Consider the following 14,101-nt stretch of genomic DNA (forward strand, 5'->3'; position numbering starts at 1 on the left):
CCATGAGCGATATCGTACTCTATCTGGTACTGGCGCTGGCAACGGCGCTGGCGGCCTTCGTTCAGGGCGCCATCGGTATCGGATTCGCGCTGATCGTCGCTCCGATACTTGGCCTGAGCCACCCGGAGCTGATGCCCACTGCGCTGCTGATGCTGATGCTGCCGCTCAACCTGTTCGTCGCTCTGCGGGAACGGCGGTCGATCGACTGGCGCGGCGCCGGGTGGATCACGCTGGGGCGTCTGCCGGGCACGCTGGCGGGGCTCGGTGTCCTGCTCGTCATGAGCCGTGGCGGACTCAATCTCCTGATCGGCCTCTCCACCGTCGTCGCCGTTCTCGTTGCCTGGTGGGCGCCGGCCTTCTCGCCCCGACGCGGCAGTTGCATGACCGTGGGCACCATCACCGGCGTGACCGAGACCGCTACCGGCGTGGGCGGCCCACCGCTGGCACTGCTCTACCAGCATCGGCCAGGGCCGGAGTTGCGAGCCACCATCGCGGCCTGCTTTCTGCTCGGCGAGCTCATCTCGCTTCTGAGCCTGGCGGTAGCCGGCCAGCTCGAGATGGTCCAGTGGCTATGGGCACTGGCACTGCTGCCGCCGCTGCTGCTCGGGAGCGTCGCCAGCCGCCTGCTGCATCAGCGACTCGACGCCTCCCGGCTAAGACAGGGCGTACTGCTGTTCGCGCTCATTTCCGGCCTGGTACTGATGATCCCGTTCTGAGACGAATGCCTGGCTGCGGGATTCTCTTCCCCGGTCGCCCCAGGATGTATGAACTGGCCTTTTCCTCGAGCCTGCCGTATGTTTTTCGCCACATACCGAGACACGCTTCAAGGATGAATGACATGTTCGATGCAAAGAAGAAGCTCGCCTGGCAGCTGGCGCTCGCCGCGAGCAGTGTCGCCGTCAGCTCGGCGGCCCTCGCCGCCCAGCCCGAATGGGAAGGTACCGTCGGCGCCGGAGCGATCTACAGCCCGGACTACCTGGGTAGCGACGACTACGAATGGAATGCCTGGCCGTCGCTGGACGCCACCTATGGCGATACGTTCTTCGTCAGCGTGACAGACGGCATCGGCTGGAACGTGATCAGGCAGGACAACTGGCGGGTCGCGCCCTTCATCGGCTACACCTTCGGCCGCGACGACACCGGCGATATCGATGATCTCGACCAGGTCGATGGTGGCGCTACCGCCGGGCTGCGCGTCAGCTACCTCGATGACGCCTGGCGCTACAGTGCCGCCGCCGAGACGCCCTTCAGCGGTGATATCGATGGCTATCGGGTCAAGTTCAAGGCGACGTATGTCACCAAGCTCGGCGAGCGCATGGCCTTCACCATCGGGCCACGTTTCGAGTACACCAGTGCCGACTGGACCGAGGAGATGTTCGGCGTCTCGAACCGCGAGAGCGCACGCTCCGGTATCAAGGCGTATGACCCGGATAACGGCTACTTCGCCATTGGCGGCGATGCCTCACTCAGCTACTACCTCACCCGGCAGTGGTCCGTCACCGGCCTGGTCGGCGTCTCGCGCCTGACCGGCGACGCCGAGGATAGCCCGATCGTCGACGACCTCGGCGACGCCACCCAGTGGCGCGCGGGGGCCTTCATCAACTACCACTTCTGACATCGCCAGGGGCGTGCGCCGCCCATCGGCAAAAACGCCCGCCCCGGATGACCGGAGCGGGCGTTTTCGTCTTTCCACGGACAGCGCTGGGGTTGGTGCCAAAAGTCGGCGAGCGACGTCCGTTCTCGTACCCAGCCTAGCGACGCTTCAACTCGGCACCGAATTCCAGCATGCGATTCAGCGGTATCAGCGCCTGGCGTGCGATCTCGGGATCGACGTGAATCTCCTGGCCACAACCGTTGGCGTCTTCCAGCACCGCCAGGGTGTTCTCGAGGCCGTTCATCGCCATCCACGGGCAGTTGGCGCAGCTTCTGCAGGTGGCGCCATTGCCCGCCGTAGGCGCAGCCATGAAGGTCCTGTCCGGCATCAGCTGCTGCATCTTGTAAAAGATGCCGCGATCGGTGGCGACGATGAAGCTGGGGTTGTCGAGCTTCTGGGCCGCACCGATCAGCTGCGAGGTGGAGCCGACCACATCGGCGATCTCCACCACCGAGGCCGGTGATTCCGGGTGCACGAGCACCGCGGCCTGCGGATGCAGCGCCTTGAGATCAAGAATCCCCTTGGCCTTGAACTCATCGTGGACGATGCACTCTCCCTCCCAGCAGAGCACGTCGGCCCCGGTTCTCTCCCGCACATAGTTGCCCAGATGGCGATCCGGCGCCCACAGGATCTTTTCGCCCTGCCGGTCGAGGTGATCGATCAGTTCCACCGCGATCGACGAGGTCACCACCCAGTCGGCACGCGCCTTCACCGCCGCCGAGGTGTTGGCGTAGACCACCACGGTGCGCTCCGGATGCTGGTCGCAGAAGGCGGAGAAGGTGTCCGCCGGACAGCCGATGTCCAGCGAGCAGGTCGCCTCCAGCGTGGGCATGAACACCCGCTTCTCGGGGCTCAGGATCTTGGCGGTCTCGCCCATGAAGCGCACCCCGGCGACGATCAGCGTGGTCGCCGGGTGATCCTTGCCGAAGCGGGCCATCTCCAGCGAGTCGGCGACGCAGCCACCGGTCGCCTCCGCCAGCGCCTGGATCTCGGGGTCGGTGTAGTAGTGCGCGACCAGCACCGCGTTACGCGCCTTCAACTGCGCCACGATACGCGCCCGGTAGTGCGCTCTGGCCTCTTCATCGAGCACCGGCTGCGCCTGGCCCGCCAGATGCTCGCGAACGCGTTCCCGCTCCCGCTCCGCCATCGCTTCGTCTCCGTCAGTCCTGCAGCCACTCGGTGTGGAAGGTCCCTTCGCGATCGACACGCTTGTAGGTGTGAGCGCCGAAGAAGTCGCGCTGGGCCTGAATCAGGTTGGCCGGCAGTTTCTCGCTGCGGTAGCTGTCGTAGTAGGCGATCGCCGAGGAGAAGGTCGGCACCGGGATACCGTTCTGCACGGCATGAGCGATCACGTCCCGCAGCGCCTGCTGATAGTTGCCGGCGATATCGCCGAAGTACGGCGCCATCAGCAGGTTCTTGAGCTCAGGATTCTCCTGATAGGCATCGGTGATCTTCTGCAGGAAGCGCGCGCGGATGATGCAGCCGGCGCGGAACAGCTTGGCCACTTCACCGTAGTTCAGGTCCCAGCCATGATCCTCGGAGGCGGCGCGCATCTGGGCGAAGCCCTGGGCGTAGGAGGCGATCTTGCTGAAGAAGAGCGCCTTGCGCACCTTCTCGATGAACTCCTGCCTGTCACCTTCGAGCGGCGTCTCCTCGGGGCCCTTGAGCACCTTGGACGCTGCCACACGCTCCTCTTTCAGCGCCGAGATGAAGCGCGCGAAGACCGATTCGGTGATCAGCGGCAGCGGCACGCCGAGATCCAGCGCGCTCTTGCTGGTCCACTTGCCGGTGCCCTTCTGCCCCGCCGAGTCGAGAATGATATCGACCACGTCGTGATCGCTCTGGTCATCCCGCTTGGTGAAGATCTTGGCGGTGATATCGATCAGGTAGCTGTCGAGCTCGCCTTCGTTCCACTCACTGAACACGTCGGCCAGTTCGGCGTTGGAGAGCCCCAGCGAGCCCTTGAGGATCGCGTAGGCCTCGGCGATCAGCTGCATGTCGCCATATTCGATGCCGTTGTGGACCATCTTGACGTAGTGGCCGGCGCCATCCGGACCGACATAGGCCACGCAGGGCTCGCCGTCGTCGGCACGCGCGGCGATCTTCTCGAGGATCGGCGCCACCATGTCGTAGGCTTCCTTCTGCCCACCCGGCATGATCGACGGCCCTTTCAGCGCCCCCTCCTCGCCACCGGAGACGCCGGTGCCGATGAAGTTGAAGCCCGCCTCGGAGAGCTCCTTGTTGCGGCGGATGGTGTCCTCGAACGGGGTATTGCCGCCGTCGATCAGGATATCGCCCTGGTCGAGATGCGGCGTCAGCGAAGCGATCGTCTTGTCGGTGGCATCGCCGGCCTTGACCATCAGCAGGATGCGACGCGGGGTCTCCAGCGACGCCACGAACTCCTCGACGCTGTAGAACGGGACCAGCTTGCTGTCGGGGTTCTCCTGCATCACTTCATCGGTCTTCTCTCGCGAGCGGTTGAAGATCGATACCGTGTAGTCGCGGCTTTCGATGTTGAGCGCCAGATTCCGACCCATGACGGCCATGCCGACGACACCGATTTGCTGTTTGGCCATTACCTTGTGCTCCTTGCGAAAATAAAGCCGTCACGCGGCGATAACGATGACAGTAGTGTAAGCCACAGAGGCGAATCATCCGAATCGCCTATGATTTTCCGATTTCACGCTGCGAAGTGGGAAGCGCTGAAGACGTGCATTCATGTGCTCACCTAGTGGGCTTCGTCCCAGTTCACCCCACTATTGGCGTCGACGATCAGCGGGACATTGAGTTCGGCCGCATTCTGCATCCGGCCCCGGATCGCGACGAGGAAGTCGTCGACCTGACTCTGCTCGACCTCGAACACCAGTTCGTCATGCACCTGCATCACCATCCAGGCGTCGAACTCGGCCTGGCCCTGGGCCGGGTTGAGCCAGTGGTGCACGTCGATCATGGCGAGCTTGATGATGTCCGCCGCGGTGCCCTGCATCGGCGCGTTGATCGCGGTGCGCTCGGCGGCCTGGCGGCGGGCGTGATTCTGGGCCTTGATCTCCGGCAGGTAGAGCCGGCGGCCGAACACGGTCTCGACGAAGCCATCCTCGCCGGCCTGGGCGCGAATATTGTCCATGAACCTGGCCACGCCCGGGTAGCGGTCGAAGTAGCGATCGATGTAGACCTTGGCCTGCTTGGCCTCGATATGCAGCTGCCGGGAGAGCCCCCAGGCACTCATGCCGTAGATCAGGCCGAAGTTGATCGCCTTGGCGCTGCGCCGCTGATCCGCGGTGACCTTCTCCAGCGCCACGCCGAAGACCTCGGCGGCGGTGGCGGCGTGGATGTCGCGGTCGTTGGCGAAGGCATCGAGTAGACCCTTGTCATCGGAGAGGTGCGCCATGATCCGCAGCTCGATCTGCGAGTAGTCGGCGGCGACGATCCGATAGCCATCGCGGGCGACGAACGCCTGGCGGATCTTGCGGCCCTCCTCGGTACGAATCGGGATGTTCTGCAGGTTGGGGTCGGAGGAGGAGAGCCGCCCGGTGGCGGTGACGGCCTGATGGTAGCTGGTATGCAGCCGGTTGGTCGCCGGGTTGACCAGCCGCGGCAGCTTGTCGGTGTAGGTCGACTTGAGCTTGGTCATGCCGCGATGGGCCATGATCAGCTTGGGCAGCGGATAGTCCAGCGCCAGCTCCTCGAGTACCGCCTCGGCGGTACTCGGCGCGCCCTTGGGGGTCTTCTTGATCACCGGGATCTTCTGCTCCTCGAACAGGATCTCGGCGAGCTGCTTGGGCGAGCCCAGGTTGAACTCCCGGCCAGCGAGTTCGAAGGCCTCGGTCTCCAGTTCGCGAATCCGCCCCTCGAGCGCCTGGCTCTGGGTGTGCAGGCGCGTGGCATCCAGCGCCACGCCGTTGCGCTCCATGTGCGACAGCACCGGAATCAGCGGCCGCTCGAGGGTATCCAGCACCTCGGCGAGGCGGCCGGCATCTTCCACCTTCGGACGCAGTTCGCGATGCAGGCGCAGGGTGATGTCGACGTCTTCACAGGCGTAGGGCACGGCTTCTTCGAGGGCGATCTGGTTGAAGGTGAGCTGCTTGGCCCCCTTGCCGGCAATCTGTTCGAAACTGATGGTCTTCTCGCCGAGATATTTGAGCGCCAGCGAGTCCATGTCGTGGCGTGTCGCCGTGGAGTTGAGCACGTAGGACTCGAGCATGGTGTCGTCCAATGCGCCAGCGACGCGAATCTCGTAGTTCGCCAGCACCGAGATATCGTACTTGAGGTTCTGGCCGATCTTGCCGATCTTCGGATCCTCCAGCAGCGGTTTGAGCGCCGCCAGCACGCCGTCGCGTTCGAGCTGCGCGGGCGCATCGAGATAGTCGTGGCCAACGGGAATGTAGGCCGCTTTACCCGGCTCCAGCGCCAGGCCGATACCGACGATCGCGGCTTCCATGTAGTTGAGGCTGGTGGTCTCGAGATCGAAACAGAACGTCTCGCTGGCCTTCAGCCGCTCGAGCCAGCTGTCGAAGGCGGCCTGGGTCAGCACCGTTTCGTCTTCCCGGCTGGAGGTGGCAAGCGCGGCGTCTTCCTCGATCTCGCCACTGGCCGCCTCGCCGAGCTTCGCCCGGCTGCCGCTCTGGACGTCATCGACGCCTTCGTCCTTGCCCTCGAGCAGCTCGGTCAGCCAGTTCTTGAACTCGAGCCGCTGATAGAGCGACTTCAGCGCCTCGCGATCCGGCTCGGCCAGATGCAGGTCGTCGAGCCCGACCGGCAACTCGCAGTCGGTCTTGATCGTGGCCAGCTCGTAGGAGAGGTAGGCCTGCTCACGATTCTCTTCCAGCTTCTTCGGCATGGTCTTGGCGCCGCGGAAGTTCAGCGTGGTGACGCGCTCGAGATCGGCGTAGATCGCGTCCAGACCACCCCCGATGCCCTGGAGCAGCCCCAGCGCGGTCTTCTCGCCGACCCCGGGCACCCCCGGGATGTTGTCGACCTTGTCGCCCATCAGCGCCAGGTAGTCGATGATCAGCTCGGGCGGGATGCCGAACTTGGCCTCCACCCCGGCGACGTCGAGGGTCTCGCCCTTCATGGTGTTGACCAGCGTGATGTGCTGGTTGACCAGCTGGGCCATATCCTTGTCGCCGGTGGAGATCACCGCATCGCGACCACGATCCGTCGCCAGCCGCGCCAGCGTGCCGATGACGTCGTCCGCCTCCACGCCCTCGATGCACAGCAGCGGCAGGCCGAGCGCCCGGACGCAGTCGTGCAGCGGCTCGACCTGCGGGCGCAGGTCGTCCGGCATCGGTGGCCGGTGCGCCTTGTACTCGGCGAAGATCTCGTCGCGGAAGGTCTTGCCCTTGGCATCGAACACCACCGCCATGGGGCTCTGCGGATACTGCTTGATCAGGCTCTTGAGCATCGCCAGCACGCCGCGAACGGCGCCAGTGGGCTGCCCATCGGACGTGGAAAGTGGCGGCAGCGCGTGAAAGGCGCGATAGAGATAGGACGATCCGTCGACGAGAACGATGGGGGCATCTGCCATGAGCTGCATGATCCGTGGCTGGCTTTCGATGGACTCATGATACGCAAGCCTTGGCTCGACGTCAGGGCGTTCGCCCCCCTGCGCCAGTGGGGTGGAAAGCGATACACTGGGTTCATCCGTATCCCCGGGAGCCTGTGCTCCAAGACCCGCGAAGGAGTCCGCCATGTCACGATGGCCGCGAATGACCTCAGGATCGCGAACGACGGCACCACTGGCGAGCCTGCTGATGGCACTGCTGATCGCCGGATCGGCGCTGCCGGCGCTGGCACAGCCCGCGGAGCAGCCCAGCATCACATCGCAGCAGGACGGCCAGCGCACGATCGACGAGTACCGCGTCAACGGCAAGCTCTACGCGATCCGCATCGTGCCCGCCAGCGGCAAGCCCTACTTCCTCTACGACGACAACGGCGATGGCGACTTCACCCGCATCGAGGCACCCAGCGTTGCGGTACCGGCGTGGGTCGGACAGGAGTGATGCCGGCAACGAACCGCGGCGTTTCGGTCCGAGGTGCCCGCGGCTCGGCACGATCACCGGCCGGTGCCCGATAGCCGGTAGGAGAGCGCTCCGCGAGCCGCTACAATGCGCGCTGGCTTTTTTACCCTGACGACCGAGACCCCATGGCCGTATTCACTCCCTTGAGCGACGAACAGGTCGCCGATTTCCTCGAACGCTACACCGTCGGCCGCCTGCAGACGCTCAAGGGCGTGCCGCACGGTACCGAGAACAGCACCTTCTTCGTCACCACCGACCAGGGCGAGTGGGTGCTGACGCTGTTCGAGCAGGGGGAGTTCGAAGATCTGCCGTTCTTCGTCGATCTGCTGGACTATCTGGCCGCGCAGCAGTTGCCGGTGCCGGGGCCGGTCCACGATCGCGACGGTGTCGCCCTGCAGCGCCTGGCCGGCCGGCCCGCCCTGCTGTTCCCGCGCATGCCGGGCAGCCACCCCAGCGCCCCGAACCTGGCCCAGTGTGCCGCACTCGGCGATGCTCTGGGCCTGATGCACCAGGCCTCGCAGCGTTTCACCGGCCAGCGCACCAATCCGCGCGACCTCGACTGGTTGACACGGCGCCATCGCGAGGTGCTGCCGTTTCTGTCCGACGACGATCAGGCCCTGATGCGTCGCGAGATAGCCGATTACGCCAACGCCTTCGGCGGCGTCGAGCTGCCACGCGGCGCCATCCATGGCGACCTGTTCCGCGACAACACGCTCTACGAGGGCGACCGGCTCGGCGGCATCATCGACTTCTACAACGGCTGCACCGGGGAGCTGCTGTTCGATCTGGCGATCGTGATCAACGACTGGGCCAGTGACGCCGATGGCAGCCTGAACGTCGCGCGCCATGACGCGATTCTGGCCCCTTACCTGAAACATCGACCGCTCTCCGACAGCGAGCGCGAACTGTGGCCGACCATGCTGCGGATGACGGCACTGCGCTACTGGCTGTCGCGGCTGCTGGTGATCCATGTCGATCCGCCGGCCCACGACATCACGCCCCATGACCCGGCGCGCTTCCGCACGCTGCTGGGCAGACGGCTCGAGGCCGCGCCCCCCGAACTCCCCGACGCCATCGCCTGAGCTGCCGGACGGACGTACGACGTCAACCACTGCACCTATGGCGACTTTCGACTAGCTTTTCCCTGACATCGGGGGTCGTGATCGTCATAATGCGCGCGAAAATGCGTTCCCGGCCCACCGTCATCGTTTACGCCGGGTGTCCACCGCCGGTCGATCGGAGAGCGTCATGAAGCATTCTTCCCCCGCCGCCAAGGCCCGCCGTACCTACAACATCGATCAATGGGGCAGCGGCTATTTCGATGTCGACGACCAGGGCCGCACGCTGGTCCGGCCGCTGGGCAGCGAAACCCCCGGGCCGACGCTGGTACTCGACGCGCTGGTCGATCGCCTGCGCGAGGCCGGGTTGCGTTTGCCGGTGCTGGTGAGATTCATCGACATCCTCCACGACCGCGTCGAGCAGCTCTGCATGGCCTTCGACCGGGCGATGAAGGAGGAGGATTACCAGAGCAGCTATACCGCGGTCTATCCGATCAAGGTCAACCAGCAGCGGCGCGTGGTCGAGGAGATTCTCGCCACCCAGGAGCGTGGCCATGGTCGGGTCGGCCTGGAAGCGGGCAGCAAGCCGGAGCTGATGGCGGTACTGGCGCTGTCCGGCGACGAGGGCTCGTCGCTGATCGTCTGCAACGGCTACAAGGATCGCGAGTACATCCGCCTGGCGCTGATGGGGGAAAAGCTCGGCCACAAGGTCTACCTGGTGGTCGAGAAATACTCCGAGTTGAGCCTGATCCTGGAAGAGGCCGAGAAGCTCAAGGTCAAGCCGCGTATCGGCCTGCGCGCCCGGCTCTCCTCCGTCGGCAAAGGCAAGTGGCAGGATACCGGCGGCGAGAAGTCCAAGTTCGGCCTCACCGCCAGCCAGTTGCTGGCGATCACCGAACGGGTCCGAGACGCGGGCGCGCTGGACAGCCTGCAGCTGGTGCACTTCCACCTCGGCTCGCAGATCGCCAACATTCGCGATATCCAGCGCGGCCTGCGCGAGTGCGCCCGGTTCTATCACAGCCTGCGCGAACTTGGCGCGCCGATCGACACGGTCGATGTCGGCGGCGGCCTCGGCGTGGACTACGAGGGCACCCGCTCCCAGAGCTTCTGCTCGATCAACTACTCGATGCAGGAGTACGCCACCAACGTGGTGTGGGCCTTCCGCCAGATCTGCGAAACCCACAACCTGCCGCACCCCCAGTTGATCTCCGAATCCGGCCGGGCGCTGACCGCGCACCACGCGGTGCTGGTCACCAACGTGATCGGCGAGGAGCGGCTAGGACACATCGAGCCGGAGCGCCGGGTCGAGGGCGACGCCCATGTTGCCGAACTGTGGCGCGTCTATGACCGCCTCGAAGGCATGCGCGAGCCGCGGGATCTGGTCGAGGCCTATCACGACGTGGTCCAGGCGGTGGGGGAACTACAGGATCGCTTCGTGCTGGGGCTGGCCAATATGCAGGCCCGGGCCGAGGGGGAGTCGGTCTACTTCGCCGCCTGTCAGCGCCTCCATCAGCGCCTCGACAGCCGCAACCGCGCCCACCGGGAGATCGCCGACGAGCTAGCCGAGAAACTCGCCGACAAGCTGTTCGCCAACTTCTCGCTGTTCCAGTCGCTGCCGGATGTCTGGGGGATCGACCAGGTGTTCCCGGTGCTGCCGTTGACCGGCCTGGATCGCGAGCCGACACGTCGTGGCGTGATCCAGGACATCACCTGTGACTCCGATGGCCGCATCGATCTCTACGTCGACGGCCAGGGGCTCGAGACCACCCTGCCGCTGCCCGAGTGGGACGACGACGACGACAAGCTGCTCGGCCTGTTCCTGGTCGGCGCCTATCAGGAGATCCTCGGCGACCTGCACAACCTGTTCGGCGATACCGACTCGGTGGACGTGGCGCTGGATGCCAACGGCGAGTGGCGGCTATCGCACGTCCAGCAGGGCGACGCGGTCGCGGACGTGCTCGGCTACGTCAACTTCGATGCCGAGGCGCTCAAGCGGAAACTCACCGAGCAACTGATCGCCAGCCCGCTCACCGTCGAGGAGCGCGAGCTGTTCGTGAGCGAGCTATCGGAAGGTCTCAGCGGCTATACCTATCTGGAGTGACGGGCCGCGAGAGCAAGATGGTCTCCGGCAAGAGAAGAGCGCCAGCGGNNCCGCTGGCGCTCTTCGTAGCCCGTAGCCCGTAGCCCGTAGCCCGTAGCCCGTAGCCCGTAGCCCGTGATGGCCTTATCGCGTACGCGTGCCCACATCCAGGCCCAGCGACAGCGATAGCCCGAGAACGGCATCGCGCGGGAGCTGGCCGACGCCGGAAGGCGTGCCGGTCAGGATCACGTCGCCCGGCTCGAGAGTGAAGGTCCGGGTCATCTCTTCGATCAACGCCGGCATGTCGAACAGCATGTCGCTGGTCCTGCCGCTCTGCTGGCGCTCGCCGTTGATATCGAGATGGAACGTGATCGCGCCCCAGTCGATCTCGCCCTCCACCGGTACGAAACGCGAGATCGGGCAGGCGCCGTCGAAGGCCTTGGCCCGCTCCCAGGGGTGCCCCTTTTCCTTGAGCCGCGACTGCACGTCGCGCAATGTCAGATCCAGCGCCAAGCCGACCCCGGCCACGCCGCTCATTGCCTCTTCCGCGCTGACTTGACTCAGGCGTTTACCGATCAGCAGCGCCAGTTCGGTCTCGAAATGCACCTCGCCGTGGCTGAACTGTCTCTCGATCGGCTCTTCCAGTTCGACGGCACTGGTCGGGGGCTTGATGAACAGGATCGGCGAGGTGGGAACCGGGTTGTTGAGCTCCTTGGCGTGTTCCGCGTAGTTGCGCCCCACGCAGAGAATCTTGCCCAGCGGCAGGCCGGTCTCGAGACCGTCGACGAATCGGGTGGTAAAAGGCATGTCGAACTCCAAAGTCATGACGATGAACGTGACCGACCGTTCGACGACTCGACGTTCGCGTCGAAACGGCAACCTCCAGACACAAGAAGCCGCCGCTGGCGGCAACTCATCGAGTCTACCTCCAACGGCGGCTTATTGGCATCACGCCAGCCCGGGCCTGGGTATTGAGCGAAAAGCTCGAGGCCACGGGACGGCGATCACCACTGCTTCAGTGGGTACCCTGCTGCGGCGTCCACACTTCGTCCGGCTGGTGGGCCAGGAACGAGGGCCGCTGTTTCCTGGCGCCGAACGGCTGGACACAGGCGTTGTCGCGACGGTTGTAGACGAAGAACGCATTGCTGCGCGGATCCGGTGACATGTTGGCATTGGAGCCGTGCAGCGTGTTGCAGTCGAAAAGCAGCAACCCGCCAGCGGCACCGGTCGGCGCCTCGATACCACGCGCCTTGATCAACTCACGCAGCGCATCGTTGCTCGGTACCCCGAGCTCCTGCTGTTTCAACGACTGCTTGTGGTTGTCATCCGGCGTTTCACCGAGGCAGTGCACGAATACCTTGTGCGAGCCAGGGATCAGCATCAACGGGCCGTTGAAATGATGGTTGTCCGTCAGCACGATGGAAGCGCTGACGGCATGCATCTCCGGCATGCCATCTTCGGCGTGCCAGGTCTCGAAGTCCGAGTGCCAGTTGAAACCCTTGCCGTGGAAGCCGGGCTTGTAGTTGATCCGCGACTGATGCACATAGACATCGCCACCGACGATCTGTCGGGCACGGCCCACCATACGCTCGTCTTCCGCCAGCTCGGCAAAACGCCGGGACAGGTGGTGGACGGCGAACAGCGAGCGAATCTCGTGACTCTGCGGTTCCGTGATCGAGAAGTCCCGGTCTCGGAAGTCGTCACGATCCAGCATGGAGGCCAGCTCGGCGCGCAGGGCGTCGAGTTCCGCCTGGCCCAGAAAGTTGGGTTCGAACAGGAAACCGTCACGCTCGAAGCGATCCAGTTGCTCGCCGTTCAGCGGGCCATCGAGATGGCGCCCCTTGACGACGTCTTCCTGACGCTGTTGCCAGAGCGCGTCCTGCGGCTGGCGCAAGCGTGTCGGATAGCGATCCTGCTTCGTCCACGTGGCGTTTCGGTTTTTGGGGGATGCGGTCTGTACTGACATCCAATCACCTCCAAGTTTGTGATCAGGGTTCAGATCCAGTCCTAGGTGCGAAGCGCTATACGAAATGAGGCGCCGCACGACACTTGATTAGGAAAGGGTCAAAGGATCCTCAGTTGTCTTTCAGTGGGATAACCATCCTAGAAAAGAGCCGAGGGATTTCAACCTCGATGTCTCTCGTCCAGAGACGTCACGGTGACACTCACCGATCACGCGCTCGATAACGTAAATCAAGTAATCCTGAATTACCCTGCCACCGCAGCGGGCGGAGGCAAAGACGCCACGGGGCATTCATCACCACGTCACACGCAGCCACCAGACTACCCCCACGAAGCGACGATGACCCAACCTTCACCCGCTCCAGAGGTGCGCCATGATTCGCGTCACGCTCGATCTTACCTGCTCGATATGCGACCACGACCAGTTCCATCTCCCGGTGCGAGCCGACGAGAGACAACAGATCCGGTGTACCAATTGCATGGCATTCAAGTGTTACTCCGCGGATCTGGAGAACACGATGATCACCCTGGCTCGCGACCGCAAACGACGTTCCGAGCAGCAGCGGGTCAACGCCGCATGACAGCGGTGCGTCTTTACCCGGCAGGGAGTCCAGGCGCTTACTGCGCCTCGAGATAAGCCCGTGAAAAGCGAGCGCCGCGACGATCAGTCCGATTCCGGGACTCTGCGCGCAGTCTCGTCGGGAGGGTCAACCCGGGGCGATCGGGATACCGGCAGTTGCCGGGCCGTGGGCTCCCAGTCGTGGTAGGGCCGCATCGGCTTGACGACCTGGTCGCGATAGAAGGAAACGAAGGGCTCCGCGATCAATGGCGGGTCGGCCTTGGACACGTCCCCGAAGCGACAGCGGAAATTGGCACACGCCAGGGAAGCCTCGGGATTCGCCTCCACGCTACCACTGGCCATGGCGCCAGGACTCGAGCCCAGCCCCGCGCCCGTCACACAGATGACCGTCAGTAAGCATCCAAGCGTTCTCATGGCATTCTCGCTTCGAGCTGGAATCGCGACGAAAACCCCGATTGTAGAGAGAGCCTCGCTCCGCTGCCGCCTGAAAGGCGTCATACTCGGAGCGCGAAAAGCGTGAGTCATCGCTAAGCGATCACCACCCCTCCGCCAGGGCGACGGGTAGCGGGTAGCGGGTAGCGGGTAGCGACGATGCCTTGCAAGGCGGTCGATCAACATCGCTGTCAACAGCATCGGCGGGCAGCCGGTCGCGACCGGGAGCAGGCTTGCGACCACCCCATCTCATGGCGTTCGGCGTGGCCGATCACCGCGATGAGAGCGGTGGTGCCATCCGGCGGATATAGGGCGCGA

The 14,101-nt window shown here is 64.5% G+C and carries 11 protein-coding genes; 5 read left to right on the plus strand and 6 right to left on the minus strand.

What is annotated here, in order from left to right; genetic code table 11:
* Positions 1-2 precede the first annotated feature (2 nt).
* Both DOM45_RS03380 and DOM45_RS03385 read left to right on the plus strand, forming a co-directional pair.
* On the plus strand, positions 3-716 hold the full coding sequence (locus tag DOM45_RS03380; RefSeq protein ID WP_110598093.1) for a sulfite exporter TauE/SafE family protein: 714 nt from the start codon (positions 3-5) through the stop codon (positions 714-716).
* Positions 717-838: 122 nt separating this feature from the next.
* Positions 839-1,615, plus strand: a complete 777-nt coding sequence (locus DOM45_RS03385) for a MipA/OmpV family protein (protein ID WP_110598094.1) — start codon at positions 839-841, stop codon at positions 1,613-1,615.
* Positions 1,616-1,751: 136 nt separating this feature from the next.
* Here DOM45_RS03385 and nadA read toward each other — a convergent pair whose 3' ends face one another.
* The 3 genes from nadA to polA form a co-directional block, all read right to left on the minus strand.
* A complete protein-coding gene (gene nadA, locus DOM45_RS03390) occupies positions 1,752-2,801 on the minus strand; it encodes a quinolinate synthase NadA (protein ID WP_110598095.1) in 1,050 nt (349 codons plus the stop codon).
* 13 nt (positions 2,802-2,814) lie between these two features.
* Entirely contained in the window at positions 2,815-4,230 is a 1,416-nt protein-coding gene (gene gndA / locus DOM45_RS03395) for an NADP-dependent phosphogluconate dehydrogenase (RefSeq protein WP_110598096.1), read from the minus strand.
* Between the two features lie 152 nt (positions 4,231-4,382).
* Positions 4,383-7,178 (minus strand): DNA polymerase I, encoded by a 2,796-nt coding sequence (gene polA, locus DOM45_RS03400; protein ID WP_110598209.1) that lies wholly within the window; start codon positions 7,176-7,178, stop codon positions 4,383-4,385.
* A gap of 163 nt (positions 7,179-7,341) precedes the next feature.
* Here polA and DOM45_RS03405 point away from each other — a divergent pair, with 163 nt between their 5' ends.
* From DOM45_RS03405 to speA, 3 genes are all read left to right on the plus strand, one after another.
* On the plus strand, positions 7,342-7,653 hold the full coding sequence (locus DOM45_RS03405) for a DUF2782 domain-containing protein (protein ID WP_240612278.1): 312 nt from the start codon (positions 7,342-7,344) through the stop codon (positions 7,651-7,653).
* Positions 7,654-7,796: 143 nt separating this feature from the next.
* Positions 7,797-8,753, plus strand: a complete 957-nt coding sequence (locus DOM45_RS03410; RefSeq protein WP_110598098.1) for a homoserine kinase — start codon at positions 7,797-7,799, stop codon at positions 8,751-8,753.
* A gap of 166 nt (positions 8,754-8,919) precedes the next feature.
* Complete coding sequence (gene speA / locus DOM45_RS03415) at positions 8,920-10,830, plus strand: biosynthetic arginine decarboxylase (RefSeq protein ID WP_110598099.1); 1,911 nt, start codon at positions 8,920-8,922, stop codon at positions 10,828-10,830.
* 123 nt (positions 10,831-10,953) lie between these two features.
* On the opposite strand, the gene DOM45_RS03420 is transcribed toward speA, so the two are convergent.
* The 3 genes from DOM45_RS03420 to DOM45_RS03435 form a co-directional block, all read right to left on the minus strand.
* Positions 10,954-11,616: a fumarylacetoacetate hydrolase family protein gene (locus DOM45_RS03420; protein ID WP_110598210.1), complete on the minus strand. Its 663-nt coding sequence runs from the start codon at positions 11,614-11,616 to the stop codon at positions 10,954-10,956.
* 208 nt (positions 11,617-11,824) lie between these two features.
* On the minus strand, positions 11,825-12,775 hold the full coding sequence (gene thpD, locus DOM45_RS03425; RefSeq protein WP_110598100.1) for an ectoine hydroxylase: 951 nt from the start codon (positions 12,773-12,775) through the stop codon (positions 11,825-11,827).
* A 660-nt stretch (positions 12,776-13,435) separates the two neighbouring features.
* Positions 13,436-13,765 (minus strand): hypothetical protein, encoded by a 330-nt coding sequence (locus DOM45_RS03435; protein WP_110598102.1) that lies wholly within the window; start codon positions 13,763-13,765, stop codon positions 13,436-13,438.
* Between the last annotated feature and the right edge of the window lie 336 nt (positions 13,766-14,101).

The sequence above is a fragment of the Salinicola lusitanus genome, from assembly GCF_003206045.1.
GTDB lineage: Bacteria > Pseudomonadota > Gammaproteobacteria > Pseudomonadales > Halomonadaceae > Salinicola > Salinicola lusitanus.